This window comes from Herbiconiux daphne, from assembly GCF_024979295.1.
GTDB lineage: Bacteria > Actinomycetota > Actinomycetes > Actinomycetales > Microbacteriaceae > Herbiconiux > Herbiconiux daphnes.
Genome location: NZ_JANLCJ010000009.1, coordinates 99715 through 121512 on the forward strand (window position 1 = coordinate 99715; position 21798 = coordinate 121512).

Here is a 21798-nt window from a genome sequence, read left to right on the forward strand (position 1 = left end):
GAGGAGGAACGATGGCCACCATCACCGTTGGAGAAGAGAACTCGGCACCCATCGAGTTGTACTACGAAGACCACGGCGGCGGCCGACCGGTGGTGCTCTTGGCCGGCTGGCCGTTCGATGCCCGTTCGTGGGAACCGCAGCTGCACCCCTTGCTCGATGCCGGCTACCGAGTCGTCAGCATCGACCGTCGTGGGTTCGGGCGTTCCAGCTCGCCGACCACCGGCTACGACTTCGACACCCTGAGTGCCGATGTCGACGCTCTCGTGCAGAAACTCGACCTCCGCGACGTGAGTCTCGTCGGCTTCTCTCTGGGCACCGGCGAGGTGGCGCGCTACATCGGACGATTCGGCACCGAGCGGCTGAGTAGCGCTGTGCTGATCGAGAGTCTCACGCCGACGTTCGCATTCAGCGACGACAACCCGAAAGGCGTCGACGAGGCGGGGGTCAGAGGCGTTCAGCAGGCGATCCTCGACGACCGCTTCGCGTGGCTGACCGGCATGATGGCAAACTTCCTCAACCTCGATGACTATCAGGGATCACGCGTGAGTGAGGACACGGTGCGGGCCATGTGGTCCGCCGGCGCCGAAGCGTCACCGTACGCGACCTGGGCGTGCCCGCAGACGTGGTTGGAAGACTTCCACTCCGACCTGGAACGGTTCGACGTGCCGACACTGATCATTCACGGCACAGCCGACCGCATCCTGTCGATCGACGGGCAAGGCGCCAGGGCGCACGAAGCTCTCCCCAGCGCCCGCTATGTCGAGATCGAAGGCGGGCCGCACATCAACCCCGTCACGCATACGGCGGAGGTCAACCAGCAGCTCCTCAGCTTCCTCGAATCCCCGTCGTGACGATCGGATGACCCGGTGTTCGACGACTTCAGCTCTCGACTGGTCGACGTCGACCGGGGAGCGATCTTCGCGCGTTCCGGTGGCCACGGCCCCCCGGTGCTGCTTCTGCACGGCTATCCACAGACACACGTCATGTGGCATGCGGTGGTGGGCCGGCTGACCGAGCACCACACCGTCGTCGTGGCCGACCTTCCCGGGTACGGCCGGTCGTTCCGGCCGGAGACCGTCGCCGACCACAGCACCTACTCGAAGCGTGCCCTTGCACGAGACCTGGTGCAGCTCATGGCCGCTCTGGGGTTCGAGAGGTTCTCGGTGGCCGGTCACGACCGAGGGGGCCGGATCGCCTACCGGATGGCACTCGACCACAGCGAGACCATCACCGCGGCGGGTGCGTTCGACGTGGTGCCGACGGGCGAGGTCTGGGCTCGCGCAGACGCGCAACTGGCCCTCACCTACTGGCACTGGGCCTTTCTCGCTCAACCGGCGCCTCTGCCCGAGGATCTCATCGACGCGAATCCGGGAGCATTCTTCGATCGGCACATCCGTGCGCTCGGGTTGGGCCGCGCGACCGATCACTACCCGCCAGAACTGATGGCACACTACCGACGGCTCCTCGACGATCACGACGTGGTGCACGGCATCTGCGAGGACTACCGCGCCGGTGCAGGCATCGACCGAACCCACGACGACGACGACAAGATCGCGGGTCGCCGGATCTCGTGCCCGTTCCTGGTGCTGTGGAGCGCACCCGGCGCCCTGCCCAAGCTCTACGGCGGCGTGCTCTCCATGTGGCGGGGCTGGGCGACCGATCTTCGCGGTCACGGACTCGACGCATCCCATTTCCTCGTCGAAGACCGACCCGACGACGTGGCTCGCGAGCTGCTTTCGCTGCTGACTCCGCGTTGACCTCCCTCGAAAGGACCACTCCCATGACCGCATCAGAACCCGACAGCTCCCCCATCTCGGGCGAGCACGACCAGCTCTCGCGAAAGCTCAAGCGCACCGAGGTGCAGCACGAGGCATCCTCCATTCCCGGGCGCGACATCGTTCAGGTGCTCACCGAGATTCCCGTCGATGTGTCATCGGGCTGGCACCATCACCCTGGCGAGGAGGTCGGCTACATCGTCGCCGGCACCGTGCGCATGGAGCGCCGCGACGGCGAGACGAAGGTCCTGAACGCCGGCGACGGGTTCCTCATCCCGCCCGGCGTGCCTCACAACGCCACCGACCTCGGTCCCGATACCGGTCGCATGCTGTCGACCTACATCGTCGCGACCGGAGAACCCGTCTCCACCCTTGACACCTGATCCAGACATCCGAGCGAAAGAGAACTCATGACTACCGTCATCCTGGTGCACGGCGCCTTCGCCGGCTCCGACAGCTGGAACGGCGTGATCGCGGCTTTGCACCCCGAGCAACGGGTGATCGCCTACGCGAATCCCCTTCGGGGAATCGACGACGATGTCGCGCCTCTGAACGACCTGATCCGAACCATCGACGGTCCGATCGTGCTCGTCGGCCACTCCTACGGAGGCGCGGTGCTGACCGCGGTGGACCCCTCGGCGGCGCAGATAGTCGGGCTGGTCTATGTCGCCGGATTCGCGCTGCAGACCGGCGAGAGCCCCGCAACCGCCTCTGCCCTCGCACCCGGCTCCACGCTCGCCGACACGTTGGTCGAGGTGCCGTTACAAGGGGGAGGAGTGGACCTCTACATCGACCAGGACGAATACTGGAAACAGTTCTGCGCAGACCTCAGCGAGCAGCAGGCCGGCTCCATGGCGGTGACGCAACGCCCCGTCACCGGCGCCGGGCTGAATGACCCCCTGAAGACGCCGGCGCTGTGGCAGTCCGTGCCGAGCTGGTTCGTCTTCGGCGAGAACGATCGCAACATCCCCGCCGCGGCGCATCACGTCATGGCCGACCGAGCGGGCGCCCGTCGCACGGTGGAGGTCGCCGGCGCATCGCACGTCGTCGGGATCTCCCATCCGGGCGAGGTCGTGACGATGGTGATGGAAGCCGCTTCGTCGCCACGCTGATCACCGTGCCGGCTCCCCATCGTCCCCATCCGTCGAGAACAGCCCCGACCCTTCCCGCGAGCAGCAGACCGTGAATCCCGGAACGATCGTCGCGTGGGTGGTGGCGTTCGTGCTGCTCGCCGTCGTCATCACGGGGTTCGCTCGCCGCGTCGGCTGGTCGGCCCCCGTGCTCCTGGTCGTCGTCGGGGCTGCCATCTCGTTCATCCCCGGGGTGCCCGACGTGCGCATCGAACCGGAGTTCGTGCTGTACGGAGTCGTTCCACCCCTGCTCTTCGCCGCCGCATTCGGCACGTACGTCATCGACGTCCGTGCCCGCCGGGACACCATCGTGCTGCTTTCCGTCGGGCTGGTCGTGTTCACGGCCTTCACCGTCGGATGGGTCACCTACCTGCTGCTGCCCGCCATCGGTTTCGCCGCCGCTTTCGCCTTCGCCGCGGTCGTCGCGCCCACCGATGCCAGCGCCGTCACCGCGATCGCCGGGCGCCTGAAACTGCCGCATCGGGTTGTGACGGTGCTGGAAGGCGAGAGCCTTCTCAACGACGCGACCGCGCTGGTGCTGCTGAACACCGCGATCGCCGCGATCATCTCGACGACCAGCCCAGCACTCATCGCAGCCGACCTGGGTCTCGCGATCGTCGGCGGGGTCGGGATCGGACTGGCGATCGGATGGCTCGTGTCGTCGATCCGCAGTCGGCTCCGGTCGCCCGTGCTCGACACGAGCCTGGCTCTCATCACCCCGTATTTCGCGTTCATAGCGGCCGATGCCGTCCACGGCTCCGGGGTGCTCGCCGTCGTCATTTCGGCGCTCTACCTGGGCTTCCGTTCCCCCATGGTGCAATCTGCCGAAGCGAGGGTTGCCGAGGCCGTGAACTGGCGCACGGTCGGGTTCCTGGTCGAGAACGCCGTGTTCCTCTTCATCGGTCTCAACGCCGCGGGAATCGTTCGAGGGGCGCTGCATCAGCTCAACGGCGTCTGGGCAGCGGTCGGCGTCTGCGCGATCGTCATCGCGGCTCTGTTCCTGTCGCGCTCCGTGTTCGTGTTCCTGATGGTCGCCGTCTTTCGACACGGCTCGCGATACATGCGCGCGCAGGACCTCCGATGGAAGTACGCTGCCGTCGTCTCTGCAGCGAACGTTCGGGGAGTCGTGACATTGGCAGCGATCTTCCTGCTGCCACCGGAGACTCCCGGACGCGAGCTGCTGCAACTCATGGCGTTCGTCGTCGTCGTGGTCTCTCTTCTCAGCGGCATCCTTCTTCCTCGGCTGATCCGCCGACTCCGTCTCACGCCGGCGGACGAGACCGAGGAGTTCGCCGAGTGGGAGAAGCTGATGGCCCAGGCGCATGCCAGTGGGCTGAGTCGGCTGGAGTCAGAAGCGACCGACGCCGATCACGAACGAGTGCTGAACCAGTTGCGTTCGAACGCGACTCTCATCTCGGATTCTCTCGAACACGAATCGGATGCCGGTGGTGAGAGCTACCTGCTCGCCTACCGACGGCTGAGAAAACTCATGATCCGCGCCGAGAGGCAGTACGTCAACGACGCGAGACGCCGACGCCTCTTCCCGGAGACCGTGGTCGCCGCCGCCCTCCGCGCGATCGACATCGAGGAACTCGCGATCTGGGCGGCCCCGGTGCTCGAGGACACAGAGTCATCGCCGCACCTCGACCGCACCGATGCAGCGCCGAGTGGCCGAGCGCGATGGCGGCGCCGGAGGGGTGACGCCCGCAGAGACCCACAGTGACCCGGCCCGTCAGTGGATGACGGATGCCAACTGTCTTCGCGACGTGATGTCCAGCTTCTTGAAGATCTTGCTCAGGTGGTATTCGACCGTCGACGTGGTCAGGAACATGTGCACGGCGATCTCGGAGTTCGTCGCACCGGTCGCTGCGAGGCGGGCGACCTGTGCCTCCTGCGGAGTGAGTCCGGGGTCGACCCTCCCCTCCGGCGTGAACTCGATGGGCTTGAGTCCAGCGGCGAGCAGCTCCGAGCCGGCACGGGCTGCGAAGGCCTCGGCGCCCATCGAGTCGAAGAGTTGATAGGCGGCGGACAACTGCACCTGGGCGTCGCGGCGTCGTCTCTGCCGACGAAGCCATTGGCCGTAGACCAGGTGGGCTCGAGCGACCTCGACACGGAGGGAGGTCGACAGGAGCGACTCGATCGCCTCGAGGTAGAGACGCTCGGCATCCGCGACGGGAGCGACGAGCGCCCGCGAGCGAGCGAGCACCCCGAGCGCCCATGGCGTGCCACTGGCAATCGCTCGCGTCTCGAGCCGCACGAGCGCGGCTTCCGCTGTCGCGAGCTGGCCCACTCGAGCGGCCGCCTCGACGACATCGGGAAGGATGGTGCTTCCGTACCCGAGATTGTCACGTTCATAGATCTCCAACGCGGAGGCGAGTGCCTCGGCGTAGTTTCCCAACCCGATCTCCAAGACGGTGAGCCCCGACCAAGCGGCCAGTTCCATGTAGAGCGAACCCCACTGTCGTCCCCAGGCCGCACCGGCATGCGCGTTGTCACGGCATTCCTTTTCTCGCCCCTGCCACGCGCGCAACTGGATCATGGGTCCGAGTCCCGCGGCGCCGGGCAGGCCCATGAGGGCAGTGATCTCGGCCGCCTCGAACGCGCTCTGCTCTGCCGCCCTCATCTCGCCCGCCCAACATTGCGAGACGCATCGTCCGCCCAGCGATACCTGCAGCACGTCCAACACTCCGTGCCGGCGGCCTTGGTCGATTCCGCGCTCGAACAACCCGCGGCGCCCGTCGTCGTCCCAGATCTCATCACCGGCGAACCATCCTGCGACGGGAGGTGAATGAGCGTCGGGCGGCTCGTCGTCGTCGATGAACAGAGCCCGCACCGAGCTCCGCAACAGCGGGAGTGCCTCGGTGTACCCGACGGCGAATCGGGTGGCGAGCCCCTCGAGCAGCAGATCGCGGGCGGAGGTCGGTGGATGCTTGTCACGAACGTAATCCAGAATGGTGCGCGCTATCTCCTGCGCTGTCAGGCGGTCGATTCCCTCCCGCCCGGCCAAGGCCGCCCTCAGCGCGTTGAACAGCATGCCCCGGATCAGCTCTTCATCACCCCGATCGGCGTGGTCGATGGCGTCCAGGAGAGTCGTCCACGCATCGCGGTAGCGGTGGTGGAACATCGCGATCAGAGCACGCAGGCGCTGAACGTCGACGTGTCTGCCCGCCGCGTCGAGCCACGGTCCGGCCTTGTCCAGGAGCGCTTCGGCCAGGATGCCGTCTCCGGCGGCGAGATAGGCCTCCGCAGCGCGGAACATCCGGTCGCTCCGCTCGTAGGGCCCGGGAGAGAGTTCGGCCGCGCGAGCGAGGAATCGGGCTTGCGCGAGTTGCCCGCCGCGTCGTTCGGCGCGGTCGGCAGATCGCTCGAGGTCGGCTGCCACGTCTTCGTCGGGGGCACTCGTGGCAGCCGCCCGGTGCCACGCAGCGACGTCGGCGTGATCGTCCATCTCGGCGATCGTCGCCATGATGCTGTGCGCAAGGCGACGTTGGCGAGGATCCGCTGCGTGGTAGACGGCGGATCGAATGAGCGGATGGCGGAATGCCACCGTCTCGCCGATGGTGAGCACATCGAGGGCGTGCGCTGCGTCGGCCGCGTCGTCGGGCAGCCCGAGCAGTGCGGCCGCGCGCCACAGGGTGGAGGGATCATCCGTCGACATGGCCGAGGCCAGAACGAGCAGCGAACGGGTCTCCGGCGGGAGCACCTCGAGTTGACGCAGGAAGTGTGCGTTGAGTCCGCGACCGGTGGGCAACTGCTGTGGCAGAGGAAGACGACCGGCCAGCTGCTCCGAGGTCAGCTGGGTGAGCAGCTCCCGCATGGCCAACGGGTTCCCGCCCGTCTCCGCGACGATACGCGCCGCGACCAGAGAACTCACGGGGCCGGGGCGAGCCGAATCGAGCAGGGCGTACGAGCCGTCACGATCCAGACCTCGCACGTGATGAGTGGGCAGCCCGTCGAGCGCCCGAACCAGGTCGTGACCCTCTCGTGCGGCGAACACGAAGCCCAGACTGTCGGCATACACTCGCCGAGCCGCGAAACTCAGAACGTCGAGCGATTCCCGATCCAGCCACTGAGCGTCGTCGACCACGCAGATGAGCGGGTCACTCTCCGCAGCAGCAGCCAGAACGCCCAGGGCGGCGAGCCCGAGCAGGAACTTCGGGGGCGGGGGCTCCTCCAGAACTCCGAAGGTCGTCAGGAGTGCGGTGCGCTGGCGCGCCGGCACGTCGGCGAAGTGTTCTTGCAGTGGCAGCAGAAGGCGGTGAAGGGCGGCGAACCCGATACTGAACTCCGATTCGATTCCCACGATGCGGACCGTCCTGATGCCCGACGACGAGAGATGGTCGAGCAGCCGAGTCTTCCCGACACCTGGTTCGCCGAGAATCACCAGAGATCCGCTGAGGCCGTCGGCGACCGACTGCACGAGGTCGTCCAGCATCTGGCATTCACGGTCGCGGCCCACGAGGGGCGAGGCCGACGGTCGCGATGAGGGGGATCGCAGTGAGGGAGATCGGCGGGAGGAGGGTTCGTCGGTCGGCGTGGGAGCGCGGTCCGGCTCAGTCATCGCGCGTGCCCTCACAACCGAGCATGGTTGCCAATCCTTCGGTGCCGAATAGCAGCCATTAATAACGAAGTTTCCACCGCGCCACAACCCCGAACCGGGCAGGTGAACTCCCTGACCACACTGGGGTCCTTACCAGATGCGAAAGCGGGTCGGAGATGCTGTCATGTGTTCGTAGGCGAAGCCGCTGGAGAACCACGACTCCTGGTCAGCGGGGAAGGAAGCCGACCATGATCGACGACGGGTCTGCACCGCCCACGGTCGTGCTGGTGCACGGGGCGTTCGCTGACGGGGGGAGCTGGGCACGCGTGGCGGCCCTGCTCGTGGCGCAGGGAATCGGCGTGCTCGTGCCCGCCGTGCCGCTTCGCGGGATCGCCTCCGATTCCGCCTACCTGGCGAGCGTGCTCTCGAACATCCACGGCCCGGTTCTCGCGGTGGGCCACTCATACGGGGGAGCTGTCATCACCAACGCCGCATCGCGAGCGCCCAACGTGATCGGCCTCGTCTACGTCGCAGGGTTTGCTCCGGACGAGGGCGAATCGATCCGCGACGTCGAGGCGATGTCGCGCGACAGCGCCGTCGGCCCGGCGCTTCTCCGGCGAGGCCATCTCACCGGGTGCGGGGAGGGGACAGACGTGGAGTTGTTCGTCGAACCGACATCCTTCCACCGGCTGTTCGCCGCTGATCTCACGCCAGCGCACGCAGCGGTGCTCGCCGCGTCCCAACGTCCTCTGGCGGAATCAGCGGTTGCCGAAAAGGCACGGACCGCCGCATGGCGCACGTTGCCGTCGTGGGCGGTCGTCGCAACAGCCGACCGCCTGGCCGGCACGGATGTGATCCGCTCGATGGCCCGCCGCGCCGGTGCCGAGATCGTGGAACTGGAAGGTTCGCACGCGATCATGATCTCTCAACCGCGAAGGGTCGCCGAGGTGATCCTCGCCGCCGTGAAATCCGTCACGCCATGACCGGCGCGAGATCTCGGCCGAAACGGATGGCGCCGCGGATTCCGTTGAACACGCTGGCTATCAGCTTCGGTCTCACCGGGCTGGCATCGCTGTGGTCGACCATGGCCGGCGCACTCGAGTTGAGCAGGTTCATTCCCATCGTCCTCTGGAGCGGTGCCGCCCTCTCGTGGGTCTGGCTCATCGTCGCCCATCTCGTGCGCGGCGCTCGTAGCACGGAGTCGTTGATCTCTCAGCTCCGGCATCCGGCTCAGGGACCGATCGCGGCCATCGTGCCGACGGTGGGCATGCTGTTGGGTGCCGAGCTCTACCTCGTGTGGCCGATCGGCGGGTTCATCCTTGCGCTCACCTCCTTTGTCGCAGCGATCGCCTTTGCCGGGTGGATCCTGGCGTTCTGGCACAGCGGCCACCTCAACCAGGAAGCGTTTCACGGGGCCTATCTCCTGCCCACGGTTGCGGCTCCCCTGGTTGCGTCCGCCGTCGCCGCGAGGCTGGGGTTCCCCCTGATGGCGATGGGGGCGTTCGCCGTAGGGCTCTTCTTCTGGGTGGTGCTCGTCACCGTGCTGCTATCACGACTGGCCTTCTTCCCGCCGCTACCCGACCCCCTCACGCCGACCCTGGCCATTCTTCTCGCCCCGCCCGCCGTGGCGGGTGCGGCCTGGTTCGCCATGAACGGGGTTCATGACGACGTCGTCTCCGTCAGCCTGCTCGGGGTTCTCGCCGTGATGTTCGTCATGCAACTGTTCCTCATCGGCGTCTATCGCCGGCTGCCGTTCACTCTGGGGTTCTGGTCATTCACGTTCCCCGCCGCATCGGCCGCCACCTTTCTCGTGCAATGGGTGGAGCTGGGTGCCTTCCGGGGCTGGCAGATCGTGGCCGTCGTTGCCGCGACGTGCGTGACCGTCTTGATCGCCGCCATCGGCATCCGCTCCATCGTGCTCGTCAGTTCCGTTCGGCGAGGAGTCCGTCGGGCGGAACAGACACTCCGACGAGCCGATGACGTCGCCGGACGAGCGGGTCGCGAAGAGCAGATCGATCCGCCTCGCTCGCACCCGATCGGATGACACACACCACGAAGGAGAGGTACATGGTGACCGCAGCAGAGCTGTCGCACGACGACGCCTACGAGAAGCTCGCACACGCCGAGCCGCGTTTCGCGGAACTGGTCGCGCGACTGGGAACCCCTGACCCATTCCTCTTCCCGGACGGCGGCCGAACCACCGGCAGCAACTTCGCCGGGATGGTCCTGCACATCCTTGCGCAGCAGATCGCCGTGCGTGTCGCACTGGTCCTGTACGACAGGCTGGTCGCAGTCATCGGCGGCACCCCGACGCCTGAAGCAGTGCTTCGACTAGACGTCGACCAGCTGAAGGCGATCGGCACCTCCCATTCGAAAGCGACCTACGTACGTGCGCTCGCCGAAGCCGTCAGCTCCGGAAACCTCGACATCAAGCGTTTGACGGACCTCGGGGATGACGAGGCCGAGGCGGCTTTGACCCGCGTCAAGGGAATCGGGCCGTGGAGCGCGGAGATGTTCATGATTCATCAACTCCGACGAGGCGACATCTTGCCGGCGGGCGATCTCGGCATCCGTACTGCCGTGCGAGACGTGCTCTCGCTGCCTGCGGTGCCTTCGATCGACGACGTGCGTCGCCTGGGTGAAGCCTGGAGCCCGTATCGAACCTATGCGGCCGCACTCCTGTGGCGATCCCTCGCTAGTGGGTGATCGATAATCGCTTCACGATCGTCGTGAGTCGTGTCAGCCGACAGCGTCCTGGCTGATCTGCCACAGCCGATCGGCGTTGTCCTCGTCGAGCGCGTAGTTCGCCACCTTGGAGGAGAAGATCGTGAGGTCCTCGGGACGGTGATCGGTGACTTCCGCTTCCTGGTTGTCGTTGAAGTACCGTCCACTGATTCCTTCGAGGAGGGGAGAGGTCGCGAGGAGAACCGTGGTGGCAGCGCCCTGTTCCGCGGTCTTCTGCTGATCTTCCGGAGTGGCGAGCGTTCCACCGACATGGCGCTGGAGCGGGGTCGCGATCGCCCCCGGGTTGAGCGTGTTCACGGTGATGCCGTCGTCGGCCCACCGTCGGCGCGCTCCGACGCCGAAGAGGATCACGGCCGTCTTCGATTGGCCGTACGCCAGCCGTGGATCGTACGGACGGAAGTTGAAGCTGATGTCGTCGAACACCACCGGCGAGAACAGGTGCGCCGAAGAGCTGACCGAAACGACCCGCGCCCCGTTTGCAGAGGCCAGCGCGCCGTGCAACCCGGTCGCGAGCGCGAAATGACCCAAGTGATTGGTCGCGAACTGTGTCTCCCAGGTCTGGGCGAGTGATCGGTCCTGGATCGCCATGACACCGGCGTTGTTGATGAGGAGGTGGAGCGGCTCGTCCCACCTCTCGACGAATCGGCGAACCGAATCAGGATCGGTGAGCTCGAGCTCGCGCACATCGATCTTGTCGTTGCCGGTCTCGTCGGTGATGCTCCGGGCGACGTCTCGACCCGCGTCGGTGTTCCTCACCGCGATCGTGATCGTCGCACCACGGCGGGCGAGAGTCGTGGTGGTCGCCACCCCGATACCGGAGGCGCCACCCGTGACGATCGTTCGCCTGCCGGTCAGATCCACGCCGGCACTGACCTCGTCGGCGGTCGATCGGGCGTCGAAAGGGGTGATGATTCGTGTCGTCATGTGCCTGTTCCTCTGGTCATGTCGTAGCAACAGCCATCCGATCAGCCGCGGCTCGCCGGCGAATCCCTGAAGCACCCCAGTTCCCAACGGCTGGAACTGCTGCCACTCGTTCCCCAGTGGCCCGCGAACTGCCGGCAGTCCTCGACATAGCGTCGACGGATGGAGATTCTGACCTACCGCGCTTTCACCCCCGTTCCCGACGACCCGCAGGCCACCTCGGGCAACCCCGCCGGGGTCGTGCTCGACGCCGAAGAACTCGACCGGGCAGGCATGCTGCGCATCGCGGCCGACCTCGGCTTCAGCGAGACCGCCTTTCTGACGCAGATCACCCCTGATTCCGCGCGCATTCAGTACTTCACGCCTCGCGACGAGATCGCGTTCTGCGGTCACGCGACCATCGCCTCGGGGGTCGCACTCGCCCGCCGAGGGGCGGGTCCAGTCGTCACCCTCGCCACTCGAGCGGGTGACGTTCCCGTGGAGGTGACCACGGATGCTGCGACGCTGACCGCCGTCGACTCCCTCGTCACACCACTCGGCGGCCTCGTTCTCGACGCCCTGCTGGCGGCCCTGCGGCTATCACCCGCCGACCTCGACCCGGCGCTGCCGCCCGCGTTCGTGCAGGGTGGAAACCCGCATCCGCTCGTCTTCGTCGGGGCCGGAGCGCTGGAGCGGCTCGACCCTGATGACGGCGCGCTGCTGGCCGTGCAGAACCGCCACGGCTGGGACGGCACCGTCCCGGTCGTGCACCGCCTCGCGGCTGACCGCTTCGTATCACGCAATCCGTTCCCACGTGGGGGCATCCGCGAGGATCCCGCCACCGGCTCCGCCGCCGCGAGCCTCGGGTACTACCTGCGGGCAGGCTCCCACCTTCCGGTGCCGGCCCGGGTGCACGATCGACGAGTTTCCGTAGGAAAGCGAGTGGGTGCAGAAGGTGCCTAGCCCTGGCGGGCCGTCACCCCGAGGCGGAGGGTGGTGGCCCCGATGCAGGTGTCTTCGACGTAGGTCAGGCCCGACGCCTCTGCGGTGGCACGCGCCTCGGGTGAGCTGATGCCGAGTTGCAGCCACAACGCTCCGGCGCCGGCATCCACGGCCTGCTGGGCCACGCCCGCGGCCTCGTCGGACGGCCGGAAGACATCCACGATGTCGATCGCGACGGGCACCTCGGCCAGCGACGGGTAGGCCTTGCGACCCAGCACCTCCGCGGCCTTCGGATGCACCGGGATGACGTCGAAGCCGGCATCGATCATGACCTGCCCGATCTTGTTCGAGGTCTTCTCCGGGTCGGTCGACAGGCCCACGATGGCGATCGTTCTGGCCGACTCGAGCAGGGACTTCAGAGCTTCATCGTTCATGCTGAGCCCAACGCCCGTGACGCCGAATCGATTCCCCGTGTCGGCATGGTCGCCGGCGCTCAGCTGTCGAGCAGCCGCCTCAGCATCCAGTAGCGCCGCTCGAACTCCGCCGTCGCCGTCTCCGGATCGCTGTGCATCTCGTCGAGCACGTTCTGCAACCGGCGCAGGTTGCCGGTCGGGAACTCATCGATCCTGATCTCACTGATCGGCGTGCTGATCGCCAGCGCGGCGACGTCGTCGGTCCAGAATTCTGCGCTCATCGGTGCCCCCTCGCACGTCTGACAAACCCCTGTTCGCATGGCAATGAGAACTTGCTAGCCCAAACAGTACGCCTTTCACGCGCGCCGACAAGCGGAATGGCGACGGACACGCCACCGATTCGGTACCGACGTGGTACCGACTGGAGGCGAGCATGCCAATCCGTCCCGCCCTCGACTCCGAACAACCCCTGAATCGCGTCAGCGAGATCAGGAGAGCCGAGCCATGGCAACCACCACGACCGCGTCACCGTCGCAGAACGACGCGACCCGACGCGCCCGAGCACCCCGCAAACGATTCTGGGTGTTCGCGGCCATCGCCGGGGTGGTCAGCGCCGCCGCCCTGCTGGCGGTCGCCGAAGTCATCGCCCTCGTCATCGCCCGTGACGGCAGCCCGGTGCTCGCCGTCGGCTCGTTCGTGGTCGACATCGTGCCGCGCTGGGCGAAGGAGTTCGCCATCGCCACCTTCGGCGAGAACGACAAGCTCTTCCTGCTCGCCTCGATCGGGCTCGCGGTCGTCGTCGCCGCCGCGGTCGCCGGGGTGCTGCAATACCTGCGGCCCCCGATCGGCGCGGTCGTGCTCGCCCTGGCGGGCGCACTCTCGGTGGCGGCCATCGTCACGCGCACCGGTGCCACCGCGCTCGCCTCGGTGCCTACCATCGTCGGCACCCTGGTCGGAGTCGTGCTGCTGCACCTGATGGTGCGTCGCCTCCGACGCTGGCACGCTGCCGCCTCTGCCGTCGCTGCCGATCCCGCGACCACACCGGCGACGGATGCCGCGACCACCTTCCCCGGGCCGGCCGTCGCCGTGTCCGCATCCGCCGTGTCCACCGCCGCCGTGCGGCCGGGCGCCGTCGACCGGCGCGCGTTCATCGTGATGACGGTCGTCGCCGCGGCGGCGTCGGCCGTGGTCGGCACCGGGTCGCGCGTGCTGGCGGCCGCCACGTCGTCGCTCCGCGGCATCCGTGACGCTCTGAAGATTCCGGCACCGGCGTCGACCGTGACCGTTCCGGCGGGAGCCGAGCTCGACATCCCGGGCCTGTCGTCGTTGTTCACCTCGAACGCCGACTTCTACCGCGTCGACACGGCGCTGACCGTGCCCGAGATCGATCCGGCCACGTGGAGCCTCACGATCGGCGGCATGGTCGACAAAGAGGTCACGCTGAGCTTTCAGGATCTGCTCGACCTGGGCGTCGACGAATACGCCATCACCCTGACCTGCGTCTCGAACGAGGTCGGAGGCTACCTGCTCGGCAACGCCCGCTGGGTGGGCGTGCCCATCCGCACGGTGCTCGCGCTGGCCGCCCCGGCATCCGGAGCCGACATGCTGCTGTCGAAGAGCATCGACGGCTTCACCGCCAGCACCCCGCTCTCGGCCGTCACCGACGACGGCATCGACGCCATCTTCGCGGTCGCGATGAACGGCGAGCCGCTGCCGTTCGAGCACGGTTTCCCCGTGCGCATGATCGTGCCGGGACTCTACGGCTACGTGTCGGCCACCAAATGGGTGACCGAACTGAAGGTCACGACCTTCGCGGCCGACCAGGCCTACTGGACCCCGCGCGGCTACGCGGCCGAGGCGCCGATCAAACTCTCGTCGCGCATCGACACGCCCCGCATCGACAAGCCCGCCACGGCGGGTGCGGTGAAGGTGGCGGGGGTCGCCTGGGCCCAGACCGTCGGAATCGACAAGGTCGAGGTCAACTTCGACGACCAGGGGTGGCAGCCCGCCACCCTTGCGACAGCCATCAACGACGACACCTGGGTGCAATGGTTCGTCGATTGGCAAGCCACTCCGGGCAGCCACTACATAGCTGTGCGTGCAACCGACAAGGCGGGAAAGCTGCAGACCGACGAACGCGCCCCGATCGCGCCCGACGGATCCAGCGGCTGGCAGCGCATGCTGATCACGGTGAAGCAGTGAGGGGACTGCGCTGCCCGGAGTGAACCGCCCCGCGCCGACGCCACCGTGCGCCGGCGCGGGGCTGGCGCGGAGAGCGTTTCGGTGCCACAGTAACTGAGTAATGATCACTTACTCAGAAAGAGGCAGCATCATGCGACCATCTCCACTCGTCCGTTCTCCTCGCCTCCGCGGCCGCATCCTGGCGGCTGTCGCCGCATCGGCGGTGGCCGGGGCGGTCATCCTCGCACCCAGCGCCGCGCAGGCGGCGAGCACGGCGGTCGACGACGACTACACGCTCGCGGCCGATGCGGTCTTCACCGTGCCGGCCGGCCTCGGGGTGCTCGCCAACGACATCGGTCTCGACGTGTCCGCGCTCGTTCAGGTGAAGGCCGCCCCGGCGCACGGCACCGTGGGCAGCATCGGGGCCGGAGGCGTCTTCACGTACACCCCTCAGGCGGGCTTCGTCGGGGCCGACGTCTTCACCTACTGCATCGCGTTGCCGGTGATCGGCTGCGTCAGTGCCGACGCCTCCGTGCACCTGCACCTCGCGGGCACCGTCGAGCGCATCGGAGGAGCCGACCGCTACGCCGTCTCGGCCGGAGTCTCCGCGGCGAAGTTCGAGCCCGGTGTCGGCACGGCCTACATCGCGTCGGGCGAGGTGTTCCCCGACGCGCTGTCGGCATCGGCGGCGGCCGGCGCGATCGGCGGCCCGGTGCTGCTGGTCACGAAGGGTGCGATCCCGGATGTCGTGGGCGTCGAGCTCACCCGGCTGAAGCCGAAGACCATCGTGGTGCTGGGTGGCTCCAACACCATTGACGCCACGGTCGAGACCGCCCTGCACAGCTACGCGCCGACGGTCACCCGCGTCGGCGGCGCCGATCGCTACGCGGTGTCGGCCGGCATCTCAGCGATGTCCTTCGCCCCCGAGCGCGCGGTCGCCTACGTCGCGTCGGGAGAGGTCTTCCCCGATGCTCTCTCCGGCTCCGCCGCCGCGGGGCTCAAGGGCGGGCCCGTGCTGCTCGTGACCAAGAACAGCATCCCGGCCGCCGTGGCGACCGAGCTCACGCGGCTCGACCCCGACCGCATCGTCGTGCTCGGCGGAACGAACACCGTCTCCGACGCCGTGCAGACGGCCCTCGGGATGTCGGCTCCCACCACCCGGGTCGCCGGTGCCGACCGCTTCGTGGTCTCGTCCAACGTCTCGGCCGACGCGTTCCTGGCCGGCGACACGCACACGGTCTACGTGGCCTCGGGCGAGGTGTTCCCCGACGCGCTCTCCGGGTCGGCCGCCGCCATCAAGAACCACGCGCCCGTGCTGCTCGTCACGAAGAACGCGATCCCCGCGTCGGTCGCGACCGAGCTCGATCGGCTCCACGTGACCCGCATCGTCGTGCTGGGCGGCCCGAACACCGTCTCGGAGGCGACGGTGACGGCGCTGCAAGCGCACCTGGCGCACTAGCGACCGGCACCACCGAGCCCCCGCGGCATGCGTTGCCGCCGCGGGGGTTCCGCTATATGGTGAGACATGCTCACTACTCCGCTCGGAACGGCGCTCGACCTCACCCCGTTGACCCAGCGCATCAGGGCCTCTGAACTGCGGCGGTTCCGCCGCCAGGTCGAGCCCGAACGACGCCGCACGATCTGGCCGAAGGTCGCGGGCGCGTTCGGAACCGCTGCCGTGATCGTGTTCCTCTCGGTCTACCTCGCCGAAGACGAGCTCGAGCTGGTGCCGTGGTACCTCCTCGGGGTCACCGCTCTGTTCGTGCTTTCGTGGACGCTGCTGCTGCGCGCGACCACGCGCGAGTGGCGCAGCAGGTTGCGGCTCGAGAGGTTCGCCTCGGCCAACCTGCTGACGATCGACCGCGATGTCGCGAGTGCGGAGCCGGATTGGCAGCTCGACCCCGGGGAGGGCGCGTCGACGCTCACGCTGAGGGTGCGCGGCGGTGCGGCCGGTGCCGGCTGGGCGGTCGCGACCCATTCCCGCGTCGATCCGGCTCCGGATGACGGAACCCGCGTCACCGGGTCGCTGCGCCTGTGCGTCGATCGTGCCGCCCGGCACCCCGATGCGCTGAGCACGCCGCCCGTGGAGGGCGCCGCGGTGGTGGATGGCGCAGCCATCCGTTACCGCATCACCGAGCAACGGGCTCTCGTCGTCTTCGACACGATGCTGCCTCTCGATCGTCCGTCGACCTGGAAGACGCTCACCTCGATCCGGGACCAGTTCGCCCCGGGTTGAGATCGCGCCACAAATACCTGAGTATTGCTCAATGACATTCGTGATCAAGCACACCATCCGCGCGGGCGTCGAGTCGCCCGATGGCTACCGAGCCTCTGGCTGGGTGCCTACCCTGAGTCTCGCCCTGCGAGGCCCGGTGCCGCCGGCCTCCGCACTCGTCTGGTCGGTGTCGAAACCGAACGGCTCGGCGTGGTTCGAGACCCGGGTGCCGGTGTCGGAGTGCCCGGCCGAGCAGGTGGTCACCGTCGATCTGGGCGCGGCCGAGCGTGGAGCCGAGATCACCGAGACGGGCTCGGTGCCTTTCACTCTCCGGCTCGTCTGCGAGCTCGACGGCGTCGACGACCTGCTTCATGACGGTGCGCTGGCGGTGGTCGCGCTGGGTGCTCCCGAGGAGTACCGGTTCTCGATCGACGAGCGCTGGCTCGACGGCCCGGCGCTCGTGGGTCTCGACTCCGTCGACGAGGCCGATGCACCGAAGCTCCGCATCGGCCTCTTCGTGGGCGGCGACATCGACGTCTATCGGCTCTCGGCGCACTGCTTTCGCGACGGAGGCCGCATCGCGCCGGCATCCGACATCGAGGTGGCGCACACCAGCACCGCCACCGACGGCACCGTGGTCGGCCGACACGTCATCATCGATTTCGATGCGATCCGCGGATGGAACAATCTGAGCGACTCGGGCTGGGGAGGCGACTGGCAGCTCCTCGACGCCGTCGACGGCGCCTACGAGGTGAAGCTCCTGCTCGACTCGGCGGTGATGCGGTGCGTGGGATTCACGGTCGAGAACGGGCGCATCGTGGCGCCCGGACTCATCGAGGCAGATCCGTGGACGGGCCCCGTGGTCTTCGTCGACCCGACGCCACCGGCGGATGCCGGCGAGGCGCCGACGACACCGCTGGGCGTGGAGCGAACGCCCCTCTTCTTCGGCGACATCGATTCGGCCGCGAGCTGGGCGACCATCGATGACGTCTACGCGGGGCGCGTCGCCTCCGACTCCACGGAGGTCGTCAGTGCGATGGCCGTGCTCGATCCCCAGATCGCGGCCACAGTGCAGGCATACGTCGACCGGGCGGAGCGGCTGATCCTCACCTGGGAGGCCGAACTGCTCGAGGCCGAGCCGCCGTTCGATTCTGCCCAGGTGCTCGCCGCCGAGGCCGTCGAGCGCGAGCAGCCCGGGTATCTCGACCTGCGCGACGCGGCCGCCGACGTGCCCGACGCCATCGTCGTGCACCTGAGCGGCCAGCCGGTCACGGTCGGCGACCTCCGAGCCCGCATGGCGGCGATCTTCACCGCGGCCGGGCGCCGCATCGAGGTGGCGGCCGGTCATGTCGACGACGAACTCGCTCCCTATCGCGCCGTGCTGCAGGGCGACAAGCTGGCCCTGTTCGAAGAGCGCCCCGCGAACGCCTTCGTCTACACCACCACCGACCGGGTGGTCATCGAGACCCCCGAAGAACTCGCCGGCGCCGAGTTCTGGTTCTACGAGGGGCCGCTCGACCTGCCGAGCACGGCGACGGTCGACGGATCCACCATCGACGTGCACGTGCAGGGGTGGCGGGTCATCGGCTGGCAGTTCGACCCATCCGGAGCCATCGTCGATCGCTTCGAGCAGCAGGGCTACGGCTCCTCCGCCCCCCTCTCGGCCTTCCGCCCGAGCTAGAGCGCCCGGTCTCCCTCACCGACGACGTGCGGGCGCTGAAGCCGTGCACGTGGTGAGGGAGCCGGGCGGCTGCCTCAGTAGCCGATGGCGAGGCTGGCGATCGTGGTGACGATCGAGATGATGATGGTCACGACGAACAGGATCGCACCCACGATGATGCCGACGAACGCGGGAGTGTTCTTGTAGCCGGCCTTCTTCGACTGCGAGTAGGCGATCGCGCTGATGACCAGCCCGATGATGTTGAAGAACACGGCCACGATCAGGCCGACGAGGCCGAGGGTCTTGCCGGGGTAGTCGACGCCGGCGGGCGGTGTGGACAGGGCGGGCTGGGTCACGAGAATCTCCTTCGACGGGCGCAGCCGAGCGCTGCGTGGAGATACTGTGACACAGATCACATGAAAATGACAAAAAGTCAGAATCGGTTGTCAGGCGTCGATGCTCCGCACCTGCGCCGCGAACCACGAGCGGCTGCGATCGAGGGAGACCCAGAGTCGCGCGGCGCGGGTGTTGCCTGCCAACCCGCCCTCGAACACCTGTCGCAGACGCACCCAACCGATCGTTCCGACGTCGGGATGGGTGCGGCTGCGAGCGTGCCAGAGATTGTCGTCGATCTGTTCGAAGTAGATGTCTGATTCGCTCACAGGCGTCATTCGGCGCGACCGCCGCATCGGTTTGGCGGCCAGGCCAACCCGCAGGAAACCTGAGCCGACGGCGTGGTTGCTTGGAATGTCGGAGGTGCGGCGCACAATGTCCCCATGAACAACTTCGAAACGTGCGAACGCTGTGAAGGCTCGGGCGCCGACCCGATGCAGGCCTTCTACGAAGACGAGGTGGCCCTCTGCCTCGAGTGCCGGGGCGACGGTGTCGTCGTGTCCTTCGAGATCCGTCGTGAAGAGTTCGAGCTGCGCCTCTCCGCGTGAGCGGTGGCGCAAAGAAAACGAACAGATAACGAATCCTGGGGTGTGCTGCAATATGCCTCCGAACCGGTCACGATTCTCCTAGGAGGGATCGATGGGCAACAGATACCGGCGCACCATCTCTCCTCAGAGTGCCGCCGGTTCGCCCGCCGACTCCGTCGACTCGTCCGACCCCTATGCCGCCTACCTCAGCTGGGTCGCGCAGGGTCGCCCGTCGATGACGGGTGGCGGGGCGGTTCGACCCGAAGCCGGCACGGTGTTGCTCTCTGAGCACGTGCAGGTGCAAGAACTGTCCAGCGCCCTGCCTGAACCCGAGAAGTCGTCGCCGTGGCGACGGCTCGTCGCGGCGTTCCGGCGCTGAACGGCACCAGACAGGCCAAACCAGACCTGAACTGACCGGAACCGCCCTGACCGCCCCGCCGTCCGTCAGGCGCGGTCGCCGAGCGAGAAGCTCACCGAGCCGCCCTCGTCGATCTGGGCGTCGAGCACCTTGTCGTGCAGGGCATCCGCCGCTGCCGGCTCGAGATAGATGCGGGCACCGCCGCTCTCGACCACCTGATCGGCCGGCTCGGGAGCCGGTGCGACCGCGACCGCGAAGTCGTTCCCGGAGTCAGCGCTCGAGATGCGGAGTCCGCCTTCGGCGGCCCCGACCGTGCGGTCGGCGAGGTTCTTGACGACGACGCCGGCGTTTGCGGTGAGGGTGAGCATGAGCTCTCCTTTCGTGTGAGAACGGAAGCTCACCACCCTTCCCCTCCTGCCTCCGCCCATCAACCCCGACGGAGCACCCTCTGCGGGAATTCACACCGCATTCAGCGGCGGCGCTCCTGCGAGGCCGGGGCATCCGACACCGGATGCCCGCCGTCGTTTCCGATCAGCCGCCAGACCGCCCGGGTGAGACCGGGGTGCTCCAACGCGATCTGCCGCAGCACACGATAGTTGCGCTGGGGCGACGGGCGCTGCCCGCCGTTCTCGTTGATGTTGTCGGCACGCAGCAGGTAGACCACGAGCTCGTCGACCGTCGGCAACTCCTGCATGAAGTCCCACGGATCCTCGCCCGCCAGCAGACGCTCGTGCACGATGGTGTCGAGCTCGTCGGCCGCTTCGGCGCGCAGCACTTCGAGGCTCGCTCTGCCCCGGGGCAGGTGCTCGTTCGTGGTCACCCTTCGAGCCTAAGCACGTCTCGCCGCGAGGCCGAATCGAGGTGCGCTCACCTGTCAGAGCTGGGAACCGTCGATCGAGAAGGTGTCGCAGCCCTGCGGCCCGTTCGACAGTCCGGTCTCGAACCAGCGCTGGCGCGATTCGCTCGAGCCGTGGGTCCAGGTCTCGGAGTTCACCTCGCCGGTGCTCTGCTGCTGGATGCGGTCGTCGCCGATCACGGATGCCGCGTTGAGAGCATCCGCGATCTGCTGCTGGGTCACGGGCTCGAGATAGGTCACGCCGTTCTCGTCTTCGATCGTCGAGGCCGCACCGACCCACGCCCCGGCGTAGCAATCGGCCTGCAGCTCCGTGCGCACCGAGTCGGAGGCCGGCCCGGTGAGCGAATGATCGGTGTTGCTCAGGATGCCGGTGAGCTGCTGGATGTGGTGACCCCACTCGTGCGCCACCACGTACATCTGCGAGAGCGTGCCACCGGAGGCACCGAACCGGGTGCGCAGTTCGTCGAAGAACGAGGTGTCGACGTAGAGGGTCTCGTCGGGAGGGCAGTAGAAGGGACCGGTCGCACTCGAGGCCTGGCCGCAGCCCGTGCTCGTGGACTGCTCGAACAGCACGAAGTCGGCCGGCGATCGGTAGGCGACGCCCAGCTGAGTTGCCGCGTCGGCCCAGTAGACGTCGAGCGAGGTGGCAGCGCCCACCATGAGGCAGTCGACGCTCGCGTTGGCGTCGGCCCCGGTGGTGCAGCTGAGGGTCTCTTCGGGCTGTGATGCCTGCTGGCCACCGCCGGCGAGACCGGTGAGGTCGACCCCGAGAACCTGCGACAGGATGAACAGACCCACCACGACCACCACGCTCCCGCCGCCGATGGCCGCGTTGCGTCCGCGCTTGGAGACCTTGCTCGAATCGAGCCGGGAATTGTCGTTGAAGGTCATGCTTCACGGTACTGCGAGGCGCGGTTTTCCGCCGGACACGCCCGGGCTGCACGACTGACTTGCGCACCTCGGTGAAACCCACGTAATCTAATCCCTCGTCACCCCACAGGTGCGGAAATGCCGAAGAGCTTTCCGGCCTCAAGCGGGACAAAACCAACACCACACAAAACCTTCCCAGGTAGTCATCGATTTGACAGCCGGGTAAGAAGTGGTAGGGTTGTGAAGTTGCCCAGTGGGCTGGTCGTGAGGCTGGTGGCTGGTGCGTCCGATCC

At 67.5% G+C, this 21798-nt stretch carries 24 protein-coding genes; 15 read left to right on the forward strand and 9 right to left on the reverse strand.

What is annotated here, in order from left to right:
* Positions 1-11 precede the first annotated feature (11 nt).
* From N1032_RS19325 to N1032_RS19345, 5 genes are all read left to right on the forward strand, one after another.
* A complete protein-coding gene (locus tag N1032_RS19325; RefSeq protein ID WP_259541183.1) occupies positions 12-851 on the forward strand; it encodes an alpha/beta fold hydrolase in 840 nt (279 codons plus the stop codon).
* Between the two features lie 15 nt (positions 852-866).
* Entirely contained in the window at positions 867-1757 is an 891-nt protein-coding gene (locus N1032_RS19330; RefSeq protein ID WP_259541185.1) for an alpha/beta hydrolase, read from the forward strand.
* 23 nt (positions 1758-1780) lie between these two features.
* A complete protein-coding gene (locus N1032_RS19335) occupies positions 1781-2158 on the forward strand; it encodes a cupin domain-containing protein (protein WP_259541187.1) in 378 nt (125 codons plus the stop codon).
* A gap of 27 nt (positions 2159-2185) precedes the next feature.
* Positions 2186-2887 (forward strand): alpha/beta fold hydrolase, encoded by a 702-nt coding sequence (locus N1032_RS19340; RefSeq protein WP_259541190.1) that lies wholly within the window; start codon positions 2186-2188, stop codon positions 2885-2887.
* 70 nt (positions 2888-2957) lie between these two features.
* Positions 2958-4628, forward strand: coding sequence for a cation:proton antiporter (locus N1032_RS19345; RefSeq protein ID WP_259541192.1), 1671 nt, complete (start codon positions 2958-2960; stop codon positions 4626-4628).
* A 9-nt stretch (positions 4629-4637) separates the two neighbouring features.
* Here N1032_RS19345 and N1032_RS19350 read toward each other — a convergent pair whose 3' ends face one another.
* Complete coding sequence (locus N1032_RS19350) at positions 4638-7466, reverse strand: helix-turn-helix transcriptional regulator (protein ID WP_259541194.1); 2829 nt, start codon at positions 7464-7466, stop codon at positions 4638-4640.
* Between the two features lie 227 nt (positions 7467-7693).
* Between N1032_RS19350 and N1032_RS19355 the strand changes: the two genes are divergently transcribed.
* From N1032_RS19355 to N1032_RS19365, 3 genes are read left to right on the forward strand one after another with little or no spacing between them, the layout of a single operon-like run.
* Positions 7694-8428, forward strand: a complete 735-nt coding sequence (locus N1032_RS19355; protein ID WP_259541196.1) for an alpha/beta fold hydrolase — start codon at positions 7694-7696, stop codon at positions 8426-8428.
* 44 nt (positions 8429-8472) lie between these two features.
* Positions 8473-9489, forward strand: a complete 1017-nt coding sequence (locus tag N1032_RS19360) for an SLAC1 family transporter (RefSeq protein ID WP_259541204.1) — start codon at positions 8473-8475, stop codon at positions 9487-9489.
* Positions 9490-9512: 23 nt separating this feature from the next.
* On the forward strand, positions 9513-10151 hold the full coding sequence (locus N1032_RS19365) for a DNA-3-methyladenine glycosylase family protein (RefSeq protein ID WP_259541206.1): 639 nt from the start codon (positions 9513-9515) through the stop codon (positions 10149-10151).
* A 33-nt stretch (positions 10152-10184) separates the two neighbouring features.
* Here N1032_RS19365 and N1032_RS19370 read toward each other — a convergent pair whose 3' ends face one another.
* Positions 10185-11114: an SDR family NAD(P)-dependent oxidoreductase gene (locus N1032_RS19370; protein ID WP_259541210.1), complete on the reverse strand. Its 930-nt coding sequence runs from the start codon at positions 11112-11114 to the stop codon at positions 10185-10187.
* 159 nt (positions 11115-11273) lie between these two features.
* Here N1032_RS19370 and N1032_RS19375 point away from each other — a divergent pair, with 159 nt between their 5' ends.
* Positions 11274-12053 carry a PhzF family phenazine biosynthesis protein gene (locus tag N1032_RS19375; RefSeq protein ID WP_259541212.1) on the forward strand — a complete coding sequence of 260 codons (780 nt, stop codon included), beginning with the start codon at positions 11274-11276 and terminating at the stop codon, positions 12051-12053.
* On the opposite strand, the gene N1032_RS19380 is transcribed toward N1032_RS19375, so the two are convergent.
* Together N1032_RS19380 and N1032_RS19385 are read right to left on the reverse strand one after the other, a co-directional pair.
* Positions 12050-12466, reverse strand: a complete 417-nt coding sequence (locus N1032_RS19380; RefSeq protein ID WP_259541214.1) for a CoA-binding protein — start codon at positions 12464-12466, stop codon at positions 12050-12052. The two genes, N1032_RS19375 and N1032_RS19380, sit on opposite strands and share 4 nt — an antisense overlap.
* A gap of 59 nt (positions 12467-12525) precedes the next feature.
* Positions 12526-12726, reverse strand: a complete 201-nt coding sequence (locus N1032_RS19385; protein ID WP_259541216.1) for a hypothetical protein — start codon at positions 12724-12726, stop codon at positions 12526-12528.
* Between the two features lie 223 nt (positions 12727-12949).
* Between N1032_RS19385 and N1032_RS19390 the strand changes: the two genes are divergently transcribed.
* From N1032_RS19390 to N1032_RS19405, 4 genes are all read left to right on the forward strand, one after another.
* Positions 12950-14647 (forward strand): molybdopterin-dependent oxidoreductase, encoded by a 1698-nt coding sequence (locus N1032_RS19390; RefSeq protein WP_259541222.1) that lies wholly within the window; start codon positions 12950-12952, stop codon positions 14645-14647.
* 130 nt (positions 14648-14777) lie between these two features.
* Complete coding sequence (locus N1032_RS19395; protein WP_259541233.1) at positions 14778-16085, forward strand: cell wall-binding repeat-containing protein; 1308 nt, start codon at positions 14778-14780, stop codon at positions 16083-16085.
* Between the two features lie 66 nt (positions 16086-16151).
* Positions 16152-16862, forward strand: coding sequence for a hypothetical protein (locus N1032_RS19400; protein WP_259541234.1), 711 nt, complete (start codon positions 16152-16154; stop codon positions 16860-16862).
* A 31-nt stretch (positions 16863-16893) separates the two neighbouring features.
* Positions 16894-18522 carry a hypothetical protein gene (locus N1032_RS19405; protein WP_259541236.1) on the forward strand — a complete coding sequence of 543 codons (1629 nt, stop codon included), beginning with the start codon at positions 16894-16896 and terminating at the stop codon, positions 18520-18522.
* A 74-nt stretch (positions 18523-18596) separates the two neighbouring features.
* On the opposite strand, the gene N1032_RS19410 is transcribed toward N1032_RS19405, so the two are convergent.
* Positions 18597-18857: a hypothetical protein gene (locus tag N1032_RS19410; RefSeq protein WP_259541238.1), complete on the reverse strand. Its 261-nt coding sequence runs from the start codon at positions 18855-18857 to the stop codon at positions 18597-18599.
* Between the two features lie 90 nt (positions 18858-18947).
* Positions 18948-19163: a hypothetical protein gene (locus tag N1032_RS19415; RefSeq protein WP_259541240.1), complete on the reverse strand. Its 216-nt coding sequence runs from the start codon at positions 19161-19163 to the stop codon at positions 18948-18950.
* A 114-nt stretch (positions 19164-19277) separates the two neighbouring features.
* On the opposite strand from N1032_RS19415, the gene N1032_RS19420 reads away from it, so the two are divergent.
* Together N1032_RS19420 and N1032_RS19425 are read left to right on the forward strand one after the other, a co-directional pair.
* On the forward strand, positions 19278-19442 hold the full coding sequence (locus N1032_RS19420) for a hypothetical protein (RefSeq protein ID WP_259541242.1): 165 nt from the start codon (positions 19278-19280) through the stop codon (positions 19440-19442).
* 91 nt (positions 19443-19533) lie between these two features.
* On the forward strand, positions 19534-19800 hold the full coding sequence (locus tag N1032_RS19425; protein ID WP_259541249.1) for a hypothetical protein: 267 nt from the start codon (positions 19534-19536) through the stop codon (positions 19798-19800).
* A gap of 65 nt (positions 19801-19865) precedes the next feature.
* Here N1032_RS19425 and N1032_RS19430 read toward each other — a convergent pair whose 3' ends face one another.
* The 3 genes from N1032_RS19430 to ypfJ form a co-directional block, all read right to left on the reverse strand.
* Complete coding sequence (locus tag N1032_RS19430) at positions 19866-20147, reverse strand: Fe-S cluster assembly protein HesB (protein WP_259541250.1); 282 nt, start codon at positions 20145-20147, stop codon at positions 19866-19868.
* A 101-nt stretch (positions 20148-20248) separates the two neighbouring features.
* On the reverse strand, positions 20249-20599 hold the full coding sequence (locus tag N1032_RS19435; protein WP_259541254.1) for a tryptophan synthase subunit alpha: 351 nt from the start codon (positions 20597-20599) through the stop codon (positions 20249-20251).
* A 54-nt stretch (positions 20600-20653) separates the two neighbouring features.
* Entirely contained in the window at positions 20654-21526 is an 873-nt protein-coding gene (gene ypfJ / locus N1032_RS19440) for a KPN_02809 family neutral zinc metallopeptidase (RefSeq protein WP_259541255.1), read from the reverse strand.
* Between the last annotated feature and the right edge of the window lie 272 nt (positions 21527-21798).

Coding starts and splice junctions, on each gene's coding strand:
- N1032_RS19325 (WP_259541183.1), top strand. CDS start 12: ATGGCCACCATCACCGTTGGAGAAGAGAACTCGGCACCCATCGAGTTG.
- N1032_RS19420 (WP_259541242.1), top strand. CDS start 19,278: ATGAACAACTTCGAAACGTGCGAACGCTGTGAAGGCTCGGGCGCCGAC.
- ypfJ (WP_259541255.1), bottom strand. CDS start 21,526: ATGACCTTCAACGACAATTCCCGGCTCGATTCGAGCAAGGTCTCCAAG.
- N1032_RS19355 (WP_259541196.1), top strand. CDS start 7,694: ATGATCGACGACGGGTCTGCACCGCCCACGGTCGTGCTGGTGCACGGG.
- N1032_RS19405 (WP_259541236.1), top strand. CDS start 16,894: ATGACATTCGTGATCAAGCACACCATCCGCGCGGGCGTCGAGTCGCCC.
- N1032_RS19400 (WP_259541234.1), top strand. CDS start 16,152: ATGCTCACTACTCCGCTCGGAACGGCGCTCGACCTCACCCCGTTGACC.
- N1032_RS19380 (WP_259541214.1), bottom strand. CDS start 12,466: ATGAACGATGAAGCTCTGAAGTCCCTGCTCGAGTCGGCCAGAACGATC.
- N1032_RS19370 (WP_259541210.1), bottom strand. CDS start 11,114: ATGACGACACGAATCATCACCCCTTTCGACGCCCGATCGACCGCCGAC.
- N1032_RS19335 (WP_259541187.1), top strand. CDS start 1,781: ATGACCGCATCAGAACCCGACAGCTCCCCCATCTCGGGCGAGCACGAC.
- N1032_RS19340 (WP_259541190.1), top strand. CDS start 2,186: ATGACTACCGTCATCCTGGTGCACGGCGCCTTCGCCGGCTCCGACAGC.
- N1032_RS19375 (WP_259541212.1), top strand. CDS start 11,274: ATGGAGATTCTGACCTACCGCGCTTTCACCCCCGTTCCCGACGACCCG.
- N1032_RS19385 (WP_259541216.1), bottom strand. CDS start 12,726: ATGAGCGCAGAATTCTGGACCGACGACGTCGCCGCGCTGGCGATCAGC.
- N1032_RS19390 (WP_259541222.1), top strand. CDS start 12,950: ATGGCAACCACCACGACCGCGTCACCGTCGCAGAACGACGCGACCCGA.
- N1032_RS19365 (WP_259541206.1), top strand. CDS start 9,513: ATGGTGACCGCAGCAGAGCTGTCGCACGACGACGCCTACGAGAAGCTC.
- N1032_RS19425 (WP_259541249.1), top strand. CDS start 19,534: ATGGGCAACAGATACCGGCGCACCATCTCTCCTCAGAGTGCCGCCGGT.
- N1032_RS19395 (WP_259541233.1), top strand. CDS start 14,778: ATGCGACCATCTCCACTCGTCCGTTCTCCTCGCCTCCGCGGCCGCATC.
- N1032_RS19430 (WP_259541250.1), bottom strand. CDS start 20,147: ATGCTCACCCTCACCGCAAACGCCGGCGTCGTCGTCAAGAACCTCGCC.
- N1032_RS19350 (WP_259541194.1), bottom strand. CDS start 7,466: ATGACTGAGCCGGACCGCGCTCCCACGCCGACCGACGAACCCTCCTCC.